At 64.3% G+C, this 17,989-nt stretch carries 16 protein-coding genes; 5 read left to right on the top strand and 11 right to left on the bottom strand.

Translation table 11 applies throughout. The annotated features are described in order from the left end of the window. The first annotated feature begins 7 nt into the window (after positions 1 to 7). Together kstR2 and fadA6 are read left to right on the top strand one after the other, a co-directional pair. Positions 8 to 625, top strand: a complete 618-nt coding sequence (gene kstR2, locus ABQF30_RS18380; protein WP_448466330.1) for a TetR family transcriptional regulator KstR2 — start codon at positions 8 to 10, stop codon at positions 623 to 625. Beyond that, positions 618 to 1,766 carry a steroid 3-ketoacyl-CoA thiolase FadA6 gene (gene fadA6, locus ABQF30_RS18385; RefSeq protein ID WP_448466332.1) on the top strand — a complete coding sequence of 383 codons (1,149 nt, stop codon included), beginning with the start codon at positions 618 to 620 and terminating at the stop codon, positions 1,764 to 1,766. Before kstR2 ends, fadA6 begins: the two co-directional genes overlap by 8 nt. Before the next feature lie 5 nt (positions 1,767 to 1,771). On the opposite strand, the gene narI is transcribed toward fadA6, so the two are convergent. The 5 genes from narI to ABQF30_RS18410 form a co-directional block, all read right to left on the bottom strand. Next, positions 1,772 to 2,515, bottom strand: a complete 744-nt coding sequence (gene narI, locus ABQF30_RS18390) for a respiratory nitrate reductase subunit gamma (RefSeq protein WP_448466334.1) — start codon at positions 2,513 to 2,515, stop codon at positions 1,772 to 1,774. Further along, complete coding sequence (gene narJ, locus ABQF30_RS18395; protein ID WP_448466336.1) at positions 2,512 to 3,207, bottom strand: nitrate reductase molybdenum cofactor assembly chaperone; 696 nt, start codon at positions 3,205 to 3,207, stop codon at positions 2,512 to 2,514. The genes narI and narJ overlap by 4 nt, the downstream gene beginning before the upstream one ends. Further along, positions 3,204 to 4,799: a nitrate reductase subunit beta gene (gene narH / locus ABQF30_RS18400; RefSeq protein WP_448466338.1), complete on the bottom strand. Its 1,596-nt coding sequence runs from the start codon at positions 4,797 to 4,799 to the stop codon at positions 3,204 to 3,206. Before narH ends, narJ begins: the two co-directional genes overlap by 4 nt. Positions 4,800 to 4,810: 11 nt before the next feature. Beyond that, on the bottom strand, positions 4,811 to 8,476 hold the full coding sequence (locus ABQF30_RS18405; protein WP_448466339.1) for a nitrate reductase subunit alpha: 3,666 nt from the start codon (positions 8,474 to 8,476) through the stop codon (positions 4,811 to 4,813). Positions 8,477 to 8,775: 299 nt separating this feature from the next. Then, complete coding sequence (locus tag ABQF30_RS18410) at positions 8,776 to 8,901, bottom strand: hypothetical protein (RefSeq protein WP_448466341.1); 126 nt, start codon at positions 8,899 to 8,901, stop codon at positions 8,776 to 8,778. 181 nt (positions 8,902 to 9,082) lie between these two features. Here ABQF30_RS18410 and ABQF30_RS18415 point away from each other — a divergent pair, with 181 nt between their 5' ends. Next, on the top strand, positions 9,083 to 10,339 hold the full coding sequence (locus ABQF30_RS18415; protein ID WP_448466343.1) for a PucR family transcriptional regulator: 1,257 nt from the start codon (positions 9,083 to 9,085) through the stop codon (positions 10,337 to 10,339). 29 nt (positions 10,340 to 10,368) lie between these two features. Here the strand turns inward: ABQF30_RS18415 and ABQF30_RS18420 are convergent, their stop codons facing one another. The 5 genes from ABQF30_RS18420 to echA20 all read right to left on the bottom strand — a co-directional run bounded on the left by ABQF30_RS18420 (position 10,369) and on the right by echA20 (position 14,841). Beyond that, positions 10,369 to 11,268, bottom strand: coding sequence for a DUF1214 domain-containing protein (locus tag ABQF30_RS18420; RefSeq protein ID WP_448466345.1), 900 nt, complete (start codon positions 11,266 to 11,268; stop codon positions 10,369 to 10,371). Between the two features lie 81 nt (positions 11,269 to 11,349). Next, a complete protein-coding gene (ipdC, locus tag ABQF30_RS18425; protein ID WP_448466347.1) occupies positions 11,350 to 12,423 on the bottom strand; it encodes a (3aS,4S,5R,7aS)-5-hydroxy-7a-methyl-1-oxo-octahydro-1H-indene-4-carboxyl-CoA dehydrogenase in 1,074 nt (357 codons plus the stop codon). A gap of 3 nt (positions 12,424 to 12,426) precedes the next feature. Beyond that, positions 12,427 to 13,176, bottom strand: a complete 750-nt coding sequence (ipdB, locus tag ABQF30_RS18430; protein WP_448466349.1) for a cholesterol ring-cleaving hydrolase subunit IpdB — start codon at positions 13,174 to 13,176, stop codon at positions 12,427 to 12,429. Further along, on the bottom strand, positions 13,173 to 14,051 hold the full coding sequence (gene ipdA, locus ABQF30_RS18435; protein WP_448466351.1) for a cholesterol ring-cleaving hydrolase subunit IpdA: 879 nt from the start codon (positions 14,049 to 14,051) through the stop codon (positions 13,173 to 13,175). The genes ipdB and ipdA overlap by 4 nt, the downstream gene beginning before the upstream one ends. 34 nt (positions 14,052 to 14,085) lie before the next feature. Further along, positions 14,086 to 14,841, bottom strand: a complete 756-nt coding sequence (echA20, locus tag ABQF30_RS18440; protein ID WP_448466353.1) for a (7aS)-7a-methyl-1,5-dioxo-2,3,5,6,7,7a-hexahydro-1H-indene-carboxyl-CoA hydrolase — start codon at positions 14,839 to 14,841, stop codon at positions 14,086 to 14,088. A gap of 55 nt (positions 14,842 to 14,896) precedes the next feature. Here echA20 and ABQF30_RS18445 point away from each other — a divergent pair, with 55 nt between their 5' ends. Together ABQF30_RS18445 and ABQF30_RS18450 are read left to right on the top strand one after the other, a co-directional pair. Then, complete coding sequence (locus ABQF30_RS18445; protein WP_448466355.1) at positions 14,897 to 15,676, top strand: SDR family oxidoreductase; 780 nt, start codon at positions 14,897 to 14,899, stop codon at positions 15,674 to 15,676. A 15-nt stretch (positions 15,677 to 15,691) separates the two neighbouring features. Then, entirely contained in the window at positions 15,692 to 16,597 is a 906-nt protein-coding gene (locus ABQF30_RS18450; RefSeq protein WP_448466357.1) for an SDR family oxidoreductase, read from the top strand. A gap of 77 nt (positions 16,598 to 16,674) precedes the next feature. Here ABQF30_RS18450 and ABQF30_RS18455 read toward each other — a convergent pair whose 3' ends face one another. Beyond that, on the bottom strand, positions 16,675 to 17,949 hold the full coding sequence (locus ABQF30_RS18455) for a histidine phosphatase family protein (protein ID WP_448466359.1): 1,275 nt from the start codon (positions 17,947 to 17,949) through the stop codon (positions 16,675 to 16,677). Positions 17,950 to 17,989: the final 40 nt, after the last annotated feature.

A 17,989-nucleotide genomic window follows, 5' to 3' on the forward strand; every position in this document is an offset into this window, starting at 1 on the left:
TGTGTCAATGGTGCCGGATACGCCCAGCCAGCCGGCAAGCAGACGGGACGAGCTCCTGGAGCTCGCCGCGACGATGTTCGCCGAACGCGGCCTGAAGGCGACGACAGTCCGCGATATCGCCGATTCCGCAGGCATCCTGTCAGGCAGTCTGTACCACCACTTCAAGTCCAAAGAGCAGATGGTCGAGGAAGTGCTGAAGGACTTCCTGGACTGGTTGTTCGGGCGTTACGAGCAGATCCTCGAGCTTGAGGCCAGTCCGTTGGGGCGCCTCACCGGTCTGTTCATGACGTCGTTCGAGGCCATCGAGCATCGGCATGCGCAGGTGGTGATCTACCAGGACGAGGCCAAGCGACTGTCCGGGCAACCGCAGTTCGACTTCGTCGAGACGCGCAACAAAGAGCAGCGCAAGATGTGGGTGGACATCCTGCATCAGGGCGTGGCCGACGGCTCGTTCCGGCCCGATCTCGACGTCGACCTGGTGTACCGCTTCATTCGCGACACCACTTGGGTTTCGGTCCGCTGGTATCAGCCGGGCGGGCCCCTCACGGCCGAGCAGGTCGGCCGGCAATACCTCGCCATCGTTCTCGGCGGAATCACCCTGTCAAAGGAGACAACACATGCCTGAGGCATACATCGTCGATGCCGTCCGCACCCCCGTCGGCAAGAAGAACGGGTCGTTGGCCCAGGTGCACCCGATCGATCTCGGCGTGCACGTTTTCCGCAGCATCTTCGACCGCGTGGACGTGGATCCCGGTGCAGTCGACGACGTCATCGTCGGATGCGTCGACGCGATCGGTGGCCAGGCGGGCAACATCGGCCGTAATGCCTGGCTGGCGGCGGGATACCCGGAAGAGGTTCCCGGCGTCACGGTCGACCGCCAGTGCGGCTCCAGCCAGCAGGCGATTTCCTTTGGTGCGCAGGCGATCATGTCGGGCACAGCCGACGTCATCCTGGCCGGTGGCATGCAGAACATGAGCTGGGTGCCGATCTCGTCTGCGATGATCCTCGGCAAGGAACTTGGATTCAGCACTCCCACAGCGGAATCGGAGAACTGGCGGCACCGCTACGGTGACCAGGAGATCTCCCAGTTCCGGGGGTCGGAGCTGATCGCCGAGCGTTGGGACATCTCCCGCGAGGAGATGGAGCAGTTCGCCTACAACAGCCATCAGCGTGCGTTCGCCGCTATCCGCGCCGGGCATTTCGACAACGAGATCGTTCCGGTCGGCGACTTCGGGGTTGACGAGGGGCCGCGCGAGTCGACGCTGGAGAAGCTGGCCAGCCTGAAGCCGCTGGTTGAGGGTGGTCGGCTGACCGCCGCACTGGCAAGCCAGATTTCGGACGGCGCGTCGGCGGTGCTGCTGGCCTCAGAGGAAGCGCTCAACAGGTACAACCTGAAGCCGCGCGCCCGGATCCACCACATCAGTGCCCGCGGTGCCGACCCGGTGATGATGCTGACCGGCCCGATCCCGGCCACGCAGTACGCACTGGAGAAGACCGGCCTGACGATCGACGACATCGACACCGTCGAGATCAACGAGGCATTCGCGCCGGTGGTGCTGGCCTGGATGAAGGACCTCAAGGCAGATCCCGCGAAGGTCAACCCCAGTGGTGGCGCGATCGCGCTCGGTCATCCGCTCGGGGCGACCGGTGCAAAGCTGTTCGCCACCATGCTCAACACCCTGGAGCGCACCGGCGGCCGCTACGGCCTGCAGACCATGTGCGAGGGTGGCGGCACCGCGAATGTGACGATCATCGAGCGGCTCTGAGCTGCCTACACCCAACGGTTGCGCGGGGGCGGCGCCTGCGGCGTCACCCACGCCTTGGCGTAGCGGTGGCCGCCCGCGCGCAACGGATCGCGACTGCGGTAGACGACATACGGGCGCACCAGATAGCCGATCGGCGCGCTGAACATGTGAACCAACCGCGTGTAGGGCCAGAAGCCCAGGAGCGCAAGCACAATCAAGACGTGCGCCTGGAACGTCCACGGTGTGACAGCCATCAGTTCCGGCGCCGGATTCAAGGTGAACAAGCTGCGGAACCACGGTGAAACCGTCTCGCGGTAGTTGTAGGTCGAGAACACGTTCGTCATCGTGTTCAGCATCCCGGTCAACAGCGCGCCAACGAGCAACAGGTACATCAGCTTGTCGTTGCGGGTTGTCGCCACCCGCACTTCCGGGATGGCGATGCGGCGGTAGAGCAGGATGCCCGCGCCGGCGATGACAGCCAGGCCGGCCAGTGACCCCATGGTCACCGACATCAGATGGTAGACGTGCTCGGATATCCCGATTGCTGCCGTCCACGACTGCGGGATCAGCAGGCCCACCACGTGCCCGGCTAGAACGCCGAGAATGCCGAAATGGAAAAGTGGGCTGCCAAGCCGCAGCAGCCTGCTTTCGTATATCTGGGAAGACCTTGTGGTCCAACCGAACTGGTCGGCCTTGTATCGCCAGATGTGTCCTAGAGCGAACGAGGTGAACGCGATGTACGGCAGGGTCATCCACAGAATGGTGTTCATCGTCTACCCCCTGCTCCCGACGGATCCATCGTCATCGGATCCATCCCGAACGGGTCGAGCCCGACATCTTCGTCGGGTGGCCCCTCTGCCGCCAACTCTGTGATGCGGCGGCGGTCTGCCGTGGTGATCGGTGGCAGCGTCGACAGGACCGCGGCCATCAGGTCTGCATACGGAGAATTGTTGTCCTGCAGAGAAAGCCGCAGTAGTTCCAGCACCGGGACATGTTCAGCCAGCAATCGCTCACCTTGGACCTGATCGACGGTCGCCGCGAACTCGAGCACCATGGGCAGATAGTCGGGCAACTCCGAGTTACCCAGGTCGTCGTCCGTTATCCCCGCTTGGCGGTAAGCGTGCTTGAAGCGCAGCAGCGCCATTCCGCGCTTGCGCGTGTCGCCGTAGGCGTAATAGGTCAAGTGCAGACTGCTGCGACGCCGCATGTCGAATGTCTCGACGTAACATGCGGCCCGTTGCGTCGGATCCGTATCAAGGAAGCACGTCAGGAAATCAGTCACCGCAGTACATACCGTCGCCGGCAATTCACCTGCCGCGGTGCTGAGTTGGTCGGCCACCTCCGCTGTTACGGCATCCGGATAGTCAAGCAGCAGGGCGGTGATGCGCCAGACCAGACGCTGTTGACGCTCGGACAAGTTGGTGCCTGTGCCTGTCCTGCGACCGAGAGTGAGTAACTTCATTTGGTCGGTATCAACCCGTCGGTGTTCCGGCCGTCCCAGTTGAGCAGGTTGACTCGTGATGAATCACCCTGCGGAACAGCGTCATTGGTGTTGACCAGATGAAATTTGTCCGACATCGTGTCCAGCGCCGTCATGCCCGGCCCACCGTCGCCGTCCAGGCTGCAACCTGTGGCCAGTGCGTCGAGGCGATGCGCATCCGAACCGGCACCGGTCGGAATGACGTACCGGTCCTGATATTTGGCGATCGCGAGCAGCCGGTACATCGACTCGATCTCATCGCCACGCAACCGCACGGAATCTGGGATCGTTTCGTCGAACTCCTCGCCGAGATTGGCCGCACGCATATAGGCGCGCATCGCCGCCAGCCGTTGCAGTGCCGCGCGGACCGGTCCGACGTCTCCGGCGGTGAACAACTCGGCGAGATACTCGACCGGAATACGCAGGGTGTCGATGGCGCCGAACAGGTTGTTCTTGCTTTCGCCGTCGTGACCCGTCTCCTTAAGGATGTCGACCACCGGAGACAGCGGCGGGACGTACCAGACCATCGGCATCGTCCGATACTCCGGATGCAGGGGCAGCGCTACCTGATAGTCCACGATCAGCCGGTACACCGGCGAATTCTGCGCGGCATCAATCCATTCGGGAGAGATGCCGGCGCGTTCGGCCTCGGCGACCACGCGCGGGTCGTGCGGGTTGAGGAACGCGTCGAGCTGCGCGGGATAGAGGTCCTTGTCGTCGGGAACCGAAGCCGCCTCGAGCACTTTGTCCGCGTCGTAGAGCAGCACGCCGATGTAGCGGAGCCTGCCCACGCATGTCTCCGAACACACCGTGGGGATGCCGACCTCGACCCGCGGATAGCAGAACGTGCACTTCTCGGCCTTGCCGGTCTTGTGGTTGAAATAGATCTTCTTGTAGGGACACCCGGTGACACATTGCCGCCAGCCGCGGCACTTGTCCTGGTCGACCAGGACGATGCCGTCCTCGCTGCGCTTATAGATGGCGCCGGAGGGGCACGACGCGGCACACGACGGGTTCAGGCAGTGCTCGCAGATGCGCGGCAGGTAGAACATGAACGTCTGCTCGAACTCGAGCTTGACCTTGTCCGAGATTTCGGCGACCTTGGCCAACAAAGGATCCCGGCCCACCTGCTCGGGACCGCCGCCGAGATCGTCGTCCCAGTTGGCACCCCAGGTGACCTTGGTGTCCTGCCCGGTGATCAATGATTTCGGGCGGGCGACCGGCGTGGTGTCCATCAATGGCGACGACAGCAGGTTGTCGTAGTCGTAGGTCCAGGGGTCGTAGTAGTCGGACACCGTGGGCAGATCTGGATTGGCAAAGATGTTCAGCAGGCGCTTGAACCGCGACCCGGTCTTGAGGGTGAGCTTGCCACGCTTGTTGAGCGTCCAGCCGCCCTTCCACTTCTCCTGATCCTCGTACTGGCGCGGATACCCTTGTCCGGGGCGGGTTTCGACGTTGTTGAACCAGACGTACTCGACGCCGCTGCGGTTGGTCCACGCCTGCTTGCAGGTGACGCTGCAGGTGTGGCATCCGATGCACTTGTCGAGGTTCATCACCATCGCGAGCTGCGCCATGATTCTCACGGTCAGTACTCCACCTCTTGTGAGCGGCGCCGGATCGTGGTGACCTCGTCGCGCTGGTTTCCGGTCGGTCCGTGGTAATTCAGTGCGAAAGACTGCTGTGCATAGCCGCCGATCAAATGCGTTGGCTTGATCATGATCCGGGTGAGCGCGTTGTGAATGCCGCCACGCTTGCCGGTCTTCTCGGTACGGGGCACGTCCACCGCCTTGTCCTGTGCGTGGTACATGAACACCAAGCCTTCTGGCATCCGATGGCTGACGATCGCGCGTGCGTTCACCACACCGTTGCGGTTCGTGCACTCGATCCAGTCGTTGTCTTTGACGCCGATCTTGGCGGCGTCCACATCCGACATCCAGATGCACTGTCCGCCACGGGAAAGCGTGAGCATGTGCAGGTTGTCCTGGTAGGCGGAGTGGATCGACCACTTGGAGTGTGGGGTCAGATAGCGCACTGTGATGCCGCCGGAGGTGTCCCCGACGGCCGGCTCGTCGAACAGCGCCGTCATGTCCAGCGGAGGCCGGAAGATGGGCAGCTGCTCGCCGAGCTCTTCCATCCAGTCGTGGTCCAGATAGAAATGTTGGCGTCCGGTCAGCGTGTGCCACGGCTTGAGCCGTTCGGTGTTGATCGTGAACGGCGAGTAGCGGCGCCCGCCGGTCTCCGACCCGGACCATTCCGGTGACGTGTTGACCGGAACCGGGCGGGCCTGGGTGTCTGCGAAGGTGATTCGCTTGCCCTCGTTCTCCTTGGCCAAGTCCGCGAGTTCGACGCCGGTCCGGCGTTCCAGGGCTTCGAAGCCCTCCACGGCGAGGCGGCCATTGGTGGTCCCGGACAGGGCCAGGATCGCCTCGGCGGCGTGGGTGTCCTTCGCCAGCGACGGCCGCCCGGCCGCCATACCGCTGACCACGGTGCCGTTGGCGCCGCGCAGGTATTCGACCTCAGCTTCTGGGTGAGTGGTCACCCCTTTTGTGGTGAGGCCGACGGTTTCCACCATCGGGCCCAGCGCGGCCATCTTCTCCGCGATCGCCGGATAGTCCCGCTCGACCTCGACCAGGCGCGGCATGGTTACGCCCGGAATCGGCTCGCACTCTCCGGCTTTCCAGTCCAGCACCCGCCCGCCCGGCTGTGCTGTGGCATCGGCGCTGTCGTGCTGCAGCGGCATGGCCACGATGTCCTTGCGCTTGCCGAGATGCTTCTCGGCAAGCCAGGAGAATCCGCGGGCGATCCGGTGGAACGCATCGAAGTCGGTCTTCGTCTCCCATGGCGGTGAGATCGCCGGCGAGAACGCGTGCACGAACGGGTGCATGTCCGTACTGGACAGGTCGTGCTTCTCGTACCAGGTGGCCGCGGGCAGCACGATGTCGGAGAACAGCGTTGTGCTGGTGTTGCGGAAGTCCAAGGACAACAACAGATCCAGTTTGCCTATCGGGGCTTCCTCGCGCCACCGCACCTCCTGCGGACGCACGCCATCCTGGTCGCGAGCCTCGACATTGGAATCGGTGCCCAACAGGTGCTTGAGAAAGTACTCATTGCCCTTGGCCGAGGATCCCAGCAGGTTCGACCGCCACACCGTCAGGCAGCGCGGAAAGTTCTCCGGCGCATCGGCATCCTCGCAGGCGAACTGCAAGTGCCCCGACTTCAACCCGTCGACCACGTGCTGGGACGGGTCCTTGCCCAACCGCGCGGCCTCATCGGCCAGATCCAGCGGATTGCGGTTGAACGTCGGATAGCTCGGCATCCAGCCCAACCTGGTGGCCAGCGCGATGCTGTCCGCCACGGTGCGGCCGGCGAACCGACCTTCGGCCAGCGGTGATGCCATCACCTCCGACGTGAACGGGTCGTACCGCCACTGGTCGGTGGCCAGGTACCAAAAGATCGTGCCCTGCATCTGCCGCGGTGGACGCTGCCAGTCCAACCCGAAAGCCAGGGTTGCCCAACCAGTTACCGGACGGCACTTTTCCTGACCCACGTAGTGGGCCCAGCCGCCGCCGTTGACGCCTTGGCAGCCGGTCAGCATGACCAGGGTCAAGAAGGAGCGGTAGATCTGATCGGAGTGGAACCAGTGATTGGTTCCTGCGCCCATCAGGATCATCGACCGGCCCTTGGAACGCTCTGCGTTGTCGGCGAATTCGCGGGCGATCCGCTCGGCCGCCTGGGCGGGAACGCCGGTGATGGCTTCCTGCCAGGCCGGGGTGTACGGCTCGGCAGCGTCGTCGTATCCGGACGGCCAGTTGCCCGGAAGACCATCCCTGGCCACTCCGTACTGAGCCAGCAGAAGATCGAACACTGTTGTCACACGGTGTCCGGCAACGATTCGCGTCGGCACGCCGCGTACCAGAACTCCGGGCTGGTCGCTGTCGAATCGGGGTAGTGCGACGGTGGCGACTTCGCCGGCGCCACCGTGCAGCGTGAGGAGGGGATCGACCCCCTGCAGATCCAGGTTCCAGTTTCCCTCACCCGAAGCGGTGAACCGATGGCCCAGAGAACCGTTCGGCACCACCGGGGTGCCGTCGGCGTCGAGTAGGACAGTCTTGGAGGCCGCGGCCTCAGCCTCCGTATGCCGTCCGCCGAGATCTGCTGCAGTGAGAAACTTTCCGGGCCTGCCCTGGTCTGTGATCGTCACCAGGAACGGCAGGTCGGTGTATTTCTTGACGTACTCGGTGAAGTACGACGTCTGCCGGTCGACGAAGAACTCTTTGAGGATCACGTGACCCATCGCCATGGCCAGGGCGGCGTCGGTCCCGGGGCGGGCCGGCAGCCATTCGTCGGCGAATTTGGTGTTGTCCGCGTAATCCGGTGAAACCACCACTACCTTCTGCCCGCGGTACCGCGCCTCGGTCATGTAATGCGCGTCGGGTGTCCGGGTCACCGGGACGTTGGAACCCCACATGATCAGGTAACCCGCATCGAACCAGTCGGCGGACTCGGGCACGTCGGTCTGGTCGCCGAACACCTGCGGAGACGCGACCGGCAGGTCGGCGTACCAGTCGTAGAACGACAGCATGGACCCGCCGATCAGCGAGATGAACCGCGCGCCGACGGCGTGGCTGACCATCGACATCGCCGGAATCGGCGAGAACCCCGCCACCCGATCGGGTCCGTAGGCTTTGACGGTGTACACGTGGGCGGCGGCGGCGATCTCGGCGGCCTCCCACCACTCCGCGCGTACGAAGCCGCCCTTGCCCCGGGCGTCCTTGTATCGCTTGGCTTTCACCGGATCTTCCACGATGTCCGCCCAGGCGAGCACCGGATCCTTCAGGCGCTCCTTGGCTTCGCGGTAGTACTCGAGCAGCACACCGCGCACATACGGATAACGCACGCGCGCAGGCGAATACGTGTACCACGAGAATGATGCGCCGCGCGGGCACCCCCGCGGCTCATATTCGGGCTTGTCGGCTCCGACTGAAGGGTAGTCGGTTTGTTGTGACTCCCAGGTGATCACGCCGTCTTTGACGTAGATCTTCCACGAGCAGGAGCCGGTGCAGTTCACTCCATGGGTCGATCGCACGACCTTGTCATGTGCCCAGCGGTCGCGATAGAAGTCGTCGGCGGAGCGGCCACCGACCTTGTGGAGGGTGCGCCTGTCTGCCGAGATCTCGCCGCGATGGAAGTACTTGCCCAGTCGCAGTAGAGCATCGGCAGATGTCTGACTGCCCGCATGGGAATCAGCCACGGAACCTCCCCTCACGCTGTTGATTTCATGAGGGTAGGGGCGCCGCAGAGTCCGTCCAAAGAACGCACTGGGACAATGCTGACGGTGTGAAATCGCGTTAACTTGACAGTCATTCCACGGGAACACGTCAGTCATGTGGTGTCCGGGGGTGATCCCGGGGTGGCGTTATCTACCTGCAGCGATCGGTGGATCACCGCTGAAAACGAGGGCGCAGGAAGGGCCCGTCACGAGGTGTCCCCCGAGCCGTCGGCCCCAGGATTTATTCGCGCGGTAACAATTCGCGGCACCGGTATGGGGGCCTACTGAGCAACGGCCAGGCGCCTGCTCCGCCAGCCCGCGACCGCCCGCACGGTGGAGGTGGTCGCGGGGACCAGGACCGGGAACAGTCCGATGAAGAACAGGAGGAAGAAGCCGAACATGGACACGGCGGACTCGCTTTCTGAAGTGGATTTCCGCTTTTGCGGCCGGCAGGGGCCTGCGGTCGTGATGTACGTTACGAAGCCGGATTCACTGTGACGACGGTCTCAGGAGCCCAAGAACGGGTGCTTTTATGTCCTGGGAGGACAAATCGCCCCCTCGACGGCAGGCTCGAACTACGGTTTGTCCATGGCCTCTACCAGCCACGTGGACGGGGCAACAGTCGCCGAAACCGCGGGGGCCATCACCGGCCGACTCGCTGACAAGCTGCCTGGCATCACCGACTCCATGCAGCAGTCGCTGATTGCGGAAATATCAGAATTGCGCGGTGAGGAGCAGCTTCAACAGTTGCTGCGCGACACCGTTGCGAGCAATGTCGAGACGTTTTTCGCCGCGGTTCGGCACGGCATCGCGGTGAAGCACATCGAGTCTCCGACGGGCGCTCTCGAATACGCCCGGCGACTGGCCCAGCGGGAAGTGTCCGCGAATGCCTTGGTGCGGGCCTACCGCCTTGGCCATCGCGCGGTCCTACGTGTCGTCCTTGACGAGATTCGCGCCTCGAAGCTCGAACCGACCCTCGGCCTGGCGGTATACGAGCTCATGGAGTCGGTGTCTTTCGACTACATCGACGAAATCTCCCAACGGGTGGTCGTGGCCTACCAGGAGGAACGCGAACGCTGGCTCGAATCCCGCAACAGCGTGCGGGCCTCGAAGGTGCGTGACCTGCTGGCGTCTGGTGCCGACGTCGATATCGATGCCGCCGCAATGGCAATCCGGTACCCGCTCAGGCGGATCCACCTGGCCGTGATCGCGTGGTGCGAGGAGTCCGACGAGGGCAATGAACTCGCGTCGATGGAACGGTACGTCAACCGGTTTGCCGAATCGATAGGCGCGCAGGAGAACCCGCTGTTCATCTCAGTGGATCGGGTGACGGCCTGGGTGTGGATCCCGGTGCCGGGCGACGTTGCGGCGGACGTGGTGGATCGGATGCGCGCATTCGCCGATGGACCATTCATCGCGGTCGGCAACCCGCTGCCGGGGGTCGACGGGTTCCGCCAATCACACCGGCAGGCAATGGACACCCGCACGGTGGCCCTACTTTCGGGGACTTCCCGCTTCACTGCGGCGAGCGACCAGGGGGTGTTGATTGCCGCCCTGCTGGGCAACAACATCGAATCAGCGGCACATTGGGTGAGGGAGGTGCTCGGCCCCCTCGCCGAAGCAACCGATGGCGACGAACGGTTACGGGACACACTTCGGGCATTTCTGAGCAGCGGCTCAAGCTACAAGGCAGCCGCTGAACAGCTACACCTGCACACCAATTCAGTGAAGTACCGCGTTAGCCGGGCCGTCGAACGTCGTGGTCGGCCGATCACCGATGATCGGCTCGACGTCGAGGTGGCGTTGCTTCTCTGTCACCACTTCGGTTCGACGGTGCTGCACTGACGGCTACCGCCCCAGCGCGGCGGATGCACTCAGTCCGAGGCGGGAACCAGCTCCGGTAGCTGCCAGGTGCCCTCGGTGATCGCTGCGTGCGGTCGGTAGAGCCGAACCAGGAAGTTCCACCCGTCGGGCGTGGCAATGGTGTTGGGACTGTCACCGGATGGGTTGGGGTCGAACCGGATTGTGACCGAGCCATCTGGATTCTTGACGCCGGTCACGCTGTTGACGGTGTACTGGTTGTGTTCGTTGGGCTCGAAGAATCCCCGTGCGTTGTAGACCGAGACCGACCAGAAGCCATCCACCGGAACGTCCCGCAACGTCAACGTTCGGACTTCGTTGGACGGTGTCGGGTCGACGCCGATGTAGGCGGCTTCCTCGGTGGGGAGTCCACCCCAACCAGCGGCTGTACCGATGAGGTGACGGACGGGGTCGATCTGATTGCGGGCACCGAATGTGTGGTCGAAACCATGGAGGCCCTTGGCCAGATCGAGTAACGCGTCGCGTGTCGCGTCCATGCTCGCGCTGTCATAGTCCGGGCAGGTGAAGGGTGTGGCGGAGCCGGATTCGAGTCCCAGTGCGTCCTGGAGCCGAGCGACCTCGGCGACGTCGCTGTCATCGAGGGGGTTGACCAGGATGCGCACACCCACCAGCACGTACGGAGTGTCGAACTGGTCGACGGTGAGCGGGTAGGTGCCGCCGTCGTGGTAGACCGCGTTGATGAGGTGATCCTGGTTGACGATCATCGCCGAGAGATAGCGCTCGCCGGAGTCCGGGAGTGTCAGGCTGGCGCCCGCGGATATGTCGACGATCGCGAAGCTGTAGAGAGTGTCGCGATTGAGTCGGATCACGGTCTGCTGATCGATGGGCGCGGGTTCGCGATTGTGCCGGAATGTGTCCACTCCGCCGGCATCCCGTTGAATGTCGGAGAACATTCGGTCAGTTTCTGCTCGTACGAAATTGTCAGCGTTGACATGCATTCCACCAGTATCCCCGTGGACTGCTCCTTTACTTCATTACTGCTGAATGAAGGAGGACGCTTCCGTCAGGTGCTTCACGGCGTCGGCCACGATCGCGTCGATCAGCTCAGCGCACGACGGCAGGTTATCGATGATGCCGGCCACTTGGCCCGAGGCCAGCACGCCTGCTTCGGTATTGCCTTCCACCAGACCGGCTTTCAGTAGCATCGGGGTGTTGGCCGCCATCACCACCTGTGACCAGGTGAGTTCCTTGCCGTGGCGCATGGCCAGGCCGTCTTTGACCATCGACCGCCAGGTCATCCCGGACATCTTCTTGAACTTCTGCGCGTTGGCCACGGCGGCGGCGAAACCCCGTACCGGCGAGCCACTCTCGAGCTTCTCCACCAGGCCGGTGCGTAGCACGCGGTGCGGCATGCCGTCCACCCGGGTCGAGACCACGGTGCCATCCAACGCCGCCTGCAGATACCGCTGCTTGACGGCCTCGGGCACGGTCGAGTCGGAGGTCAGCAGGAACCGGGTGCCCATCGCGACGCCGGCTGCACCGTAGGACAGTGCGGCTGCCAGACCACGGCCGTCGAAGAATCCGCCTGCCGCGATCACCGGCATGCCGGTATCGGCCACCGCATCCAGAACCGACGGCAACAGCAGCGTTGTGGCGACCGGCCCGGTGTGCCCGCCGCCTTCGCCGCCCTGCACGATCACCGCGTCGGCACCCCAACCGGCGACCTTCTTGGCGTGCTTGGCCGCGCCTACCGACGGAATGACCACCACGCCTGCGTCTTTGAGCTTGGCAATGAGGTCCGGTTTGGGAGCCAGGGCGAAGGAGGCGACTTTGACTCCTTCGCGGATCAGGAGGTCGACGCGCTCGTTGGCGTCGCCGGCGTCGGCACGCATGTTTATGCCGAAGGGTTTGTCGGTGGCCGCCTTGACCTTGGTGACGGCCGTCTGAAGTTCCTCAAGCGTCATCGTCGCCGAGGCGAGGATGCCCAGCCCGCCCGCGTTGGAGGTCGCGGCCACCAGGCGCGCGCCAGCCACCCAGCCCATCCCGGTCTGCACGACGGGATGTTCGATGCCGACCAGCTCGGTCAGCGGCGTTGTGAGCTTGCTCATCGGTTAGGCCTTGACTTCTTTGTCCCGCAGCGATTTCGGGTCGATGACCTCGCGCAGCAGCTTGAGCTCGTCCTCGGTGGCCAGTCGGGTGGTCTCGGCCTCATTGAGGCCGTGCACCTCGAAGGAGGTGTTCTCGGCCACTTGCTCAGCTTCGACGCCCGGGTGCAGTGACACCGCATGCATCTGATGGTCGGGTCCGTTGAAGTCGAACACGCCGAGGTTGGTCACCACACGGTAGACATTCACGAACCGGTACGCGGGGTTGTCGGGATCGACCTTGTCCCAGCCGATTCCGGAGACGATGTCGACGGAGTCACCGAACACCCGCTTGGAGTGGTTGCCCACCCAGTAGCTGGTCGCGTGGTTGATCGAGTTGCCGGGCGCGCCGCGGACCCCGAACATCTGGCGTTTTGGCTGCTGCAGCGGGCCGAATGCAGAGAGGTTCTGGTTGCCGTATCGGTCAATCTGGTTGGCGCCCATGACCACATGGCGACGGCCCCAGGCCAGTGTTTCGAAGACCCGGCCGAACGGCATCCAGCCCTCGATCGTGGCAGCCGCGCCGATGGCCGGCGTGTCGGCGATCAGGCGGGCCTCACCGTCGGTGAGCAGGATGTCGGGGGAGAACGTAAGCCGGGCCAACCTGGCGCCGACCGACACGATCGTGGTCATCGGACTGACCATGATCTCGCCGGCATCGCGGAACAGTTCGGCACAGGCGACAGCGCAAACTTCGGCGCGGGTCACGGCAATCACTTGGTGGCCTCCTGGAAATTACGGACGGCGGCCTGGTAATCGGCCTCGCTGCCGGACAGATAGGTCGTGACGAACTCGGCCCAGGTCTCGTCGGATCCGGCCGCCTCGGCATAGTGCCGCTGGAACTTCTCGTCGCGCTTGTAATCGGGCTCGGCGGTGGTGAAGTGAGCGCCACCCGGAGCTTCGACGACAGTGTCGACCATCATCCGGTTCACCAGCAGTGCTTGTGGCGGTACCGCTTTGACCAGTTCGTCGGTCTGCACTACGCGCTCGACGCTCAGGAAGCGTCGTTGAGCGGCCATCAGGAACAGGTCATCGAAGTACGGGTCGATCCCGGTGTAGGCCGCATTACCCTGCGCGTCACCGAGATTCAAGTGCACGAACGCCGCGTCGAGGTTCAGTGCGGGCATCGCGACAAGTTCCTCGTAGCCGCCGTCTGTCGGGTACGGGGACTTGACTGTGCGCAGTTCGTCACCCCAGAACGCGCGGACATCGCTGCCGAGCCCGGCGCGGATCGGCAGGAACGGCAGGCGTTGCGCGGCAGCCTGCAGACCGCAGCGCAGCATGCCCTCGTCCATCTCGCGGGCCTCGATCGAACCGCTGGTGCGTGCCTTGGCGAACCACGGGTCGTAGAACGGCGGCGAATCCAGCGAGACGAAGCCGTAGTAGACGCGCTTGACCTTGCCTGCCGAGCACAACAAGCCGAGATCCGGTCCGCCGTAGGTGACGACCGTCAGGTCGGTGACGTCGGTGCGCAACAGCGCCCGCACGAAGGCCATCGGCTTGCGCCGCGAGCCCCAGCCGCCGATGCCGATCGTCATGCCGCTCTCGATCGACGACACGGCCTCGTCGAGAGTTGTTCGCTTGTCGCTCATTTCTCCCCTTCTCGCTTCGCTCGTGCCCGCCGAATCATTTGGCTCCCTTTTCAGTCCCCGCGAACGCGTCGCGGTGCTCATCGGAGACGCCGGCCAGGTTCAGCTCGAACGTAAAGCCCTGCTCCATGCGGTATCTCGCGTTGACGGGCTGCACGTCGATGAAGTTGAGCGCTTCCTTGGCGGCACGGATCACCCGGGTGTCCTTGCTGGCGATGTCGCGGGCCACCCGAAGGGCAGACTCGTCGAGATCGGCGCGGGGTACCACCTCGTGCACCGAGCCGAAGTGGTGCAGCGTCTCGGCATCGACGGTGGCGGCGGTGAAGAACAACCGGCGCATCATGTGCTGCGGCACCAGGCGCGACAGGTGGGTGGCCGCGCCGAGTGCGCCGCGCTCCACCTCGGGGAGACCGAACTTGGCGTCGTCGGAGGCGACGATGACGTCGGCGTTGCCGACGAGGCCGATGCCGCCGCCGACGCAGAACCCGTTGACCGCCGCGACGACCGGGACCTCGCACTCATAGACCGCTTTGAACGCCGCGAAGCAGCCCCGGTTGGCGTCGATGAGCGCGGTGAAGCCCTCGGTGTTTTGCATTTCCTTGATGTCCACGCCGGCGTTGAAGCCTCGGCCCTCGGCACGCAGGATGACCACGTGGGTCTGCCGGTCCCGGCCGGCCGCCGTGATGGCGTCGGCCAGCTCGAACCAGCCGGCCGATGGAATGGCGTTGACGGGCGGGTAGTTCACGGTGACCGAGACGATGCCCGGTTCGACTGTGGTGGATGTGATCGTCATCGGGTGGGTCGCTCCCTCGCTACCTAAGCAAGCACTTGCTTGGTACGCTAGCACAGTGACCGATACGCCAGAAGCCGGTGCGCTCAATTTGGGATTGACCGGCAGGGTGGTCCTGGTGACCGGCGGAGTGCGAGGGGTCGGCGCTGGGATCAGCGCCGTCTTCGCCGGTCAGGGCGCCACCGTGGTGACCTGTGCCCGCCGTCCCGTCGAGGGCCTGCCCTACGAATTCCACAGCTGCGATGTCCGCGATGACGCGTCGGTAGCGGGTCTGATCGAGGCCGTTGTGGCCAAGCATGGCCGGCTGGACGTGGTGGTGAACAACGCCGGCGGTTCTCCTTATGTGCCGGCCGCTGACGCGTCGCCGAAGTTCAGCACCAAGATCATCGAGCTCAATCTGCTTGGGCCGCTCTCCGTCTCGCAACACGCGAATGCGGTGATGCAGAACCAGGACAGCGGCGGCTCGATCGTCAATATTTCCAGCGTCAGTGGGCACCGTCCCACCCCGGGCACGGCGGCGTACGGTGCGGCGAAGGCCGGGGTCGACAACCTCACCAGCACGCTGGCGGTCGAGTGGGCGCCGAAAGTGCGGGTGAATTCGGTCGTCGTGGGCATGGTCGAGACCGAGCAGTCCGAACTGTTCTACGGAGACGCCGACTCGATCGCGGCGATCTCGAAGAACGTCCCGCTGGGCCGGCTGGCCAAGCCCGCCGATATCGGCTGGGCCGCAGCATTTCTGGCCTCAGAAGCGGCGTCGTACATCAGCGGAGCCTCCTTGGAGGTGCACGGCGGCGGAGAGCCGCCGCACTATCTGGATACCACCAGCGCGATCAAGTAGAAGGAGACACACAGCATGGGTTTGCTCGACGGCCGGGTGGTCATCGTTACGGGTGCCGGTGGCGGCATCGGACGCGCGCACGCGCTGGCGTTCGCCGCCGAGGGCGCGCGCGTCGTGGTCAATGACATCGGCGTGGGTCTGGACGGATCGCCCGCAGGCGGTGGCAGTGCCGCCCAAGGCGTGGTCGACGAAATCACCGCGGCGGGTGGCGAAGCCGTCACCAGTGGTGCCAATGTCGCCGACTGGGCCCAGGCCGAAGGTCTCATTCAGACCGCCGTTGATTCCTTCGGTGGACTCGACGTCCTGGTGAACAACGCGGGCATCGTCCGTGACCGGATGTTCGCCAACACCTCAGAAGAAGAGTTCGATGCCGTCACCGCGGTGCATCTCAAGGGGCACTTCGCCACCATGAAGCACGCCGCGGCCTACTGGCGCGCGAAGTCCAAGGCCGGTGAGACCGTGGACGCCCGCATCATCAACACCAGCTCCGGCGCCGGCCTGCAAGGCAGCGTGGGTCAAGCGAACTACAGCGCATCCAAGGCGGGTATCGCAGCCCTGACTCTGGTGGCTTCCGCCGAGATGGGGCGCTACGGCGTCAGCGTCAACGCCATCGCACCGTCGGCGCGTACCCGGATGACCGAGACCGTCTTCGCCGACATGATGGCTACCCAGGGCAACGACTTCGACGCGATGGCGCCGGAGAACATCTCGCCGCTCGTGGTGTGGCTGGGCAGCGTCGAATCCCGTGGCGTCACCGGCAAGGTCTTCGAGATCGAGGGCGGCAAGATCCGGGTCGCCGAGGGCTGGGCGCATGGACCCGAGATCGACAAGGGTGCCCGCTGGGACCCGGCCGAGCTGGGCTCGGTGGTCGCCGATCTGCTGGCCAAGGCACGCCCGCCGGTTCCGGTGTACGGCGCCTGAGTTTCCTGGCGAGCAGACGCAAAAACCCCCGAAATGAACTGATTTCGGGGGTTTTCGCGTCTGCTCGCGCAGTTCGGTTAGGCGGCGTCCTTCTCGCCGGTGTCGTTCGTGTCAGCGGCGTCCTTTTCGGTGGCGTCAGCTTTGTCGCCTTGGCCGGTGGCCTTCTTGACGGCCTCACCGATCTTCTGCGCTGACGACGACATCTGCTCGCGGGCATCCTCGACGGCTTCGCGCACCCGCTCGCCGGTCCGGCTGATGGCCTTGGCGCCTGGCCGAGACTTGTTGCCGTCGGTGAGATCCGTTGCGCCACTGCGCTTGGACTTGGTGACCATCTTCGTGCTCTCATCGGCCGCATCGGTGGCGACCGCCGGTTCTGCCTCCGGTGTGACCGCGCTGACGGTGTTGTCCACCGCCGCCTTGAGATTCTCGACGCCGGTGGAAACCTGCTCCTTCAGCTCCGTCGTGTCGCTCGGGATCGAATTGCTCACCCGGTCAATGACTTCGGCATTGATCGCGCGGCTGAACTTTGTGACCGAGAAGCTCGCCTCGGCAACACCCCGGTTGATGGCGGTGGCAATAGTCGCCGGATTGCCGGTGGCGAAGGCCGCCTTCACCTCGGAAGCGACCGCCTCGAGCTGGCGGGACAGGGTGCGGACCTGAAGCTTCACCTCGTGCCCGAAGGTGGGCTCGGGCGTGAACTGCTGGCCGTTCCAATTCACCAGCGTCCAGCCGTCCTCCGGATTGCCCTCGATGACGACGTAGTCGGTGTTGTGCAACTGCGCTGTGCTCAGCAGCTGGATCTTCTCCGGCAGCGTGAGGTTGTTCACGTTCATCATCGTCCAGAACATGATGGTGCCACCGTGCGAGAAGGCGACGGCGTTGCGATCACCGTTGTCGTACATCGTCTTCAGAGCATCTTCCACCCGGGCGTCGAAGACGTGCCCGTTGAGCAATGGATCCGTTCCCGGCATCGGCACATCGAGCTGGCCCCCGAACGCCCACGCGAGCAGGACCGCTCCGTAACCGGCCTGAGCCTCAGCCTCTGGCGTCCCCTCGAACGCACCGGCCTCGATCTCTCGCAGGCCTGGCAGCACCTGGATGGGCAGGCCCAAATACTGCGACATCGGCGCCGCCGTCAGTTGAGTCCGCACCATCGTCGACGCGTAGATCGCGTCATAGTTGTTGTCGCCGAGCGTGTCCACGACGTCCTGGGATTGCTGCTGGCCCAGGGGAGTGAGCACCGGACCGGGCGTCGACGTGTCGATCAGACCCGAGGCGTTGCCCTCTGATTCCCCGTGCCGGATAAATGTCACCCGCATGACTTCGGCTGCGCTGGCAACGGGAATTGCCATAAAGAAAGCGAGGAATGCGAACGCGACACCCCCGAGAATC

This window comes from Mycolicibacterium sp. XJ870 (assembly GCF_053483975.1).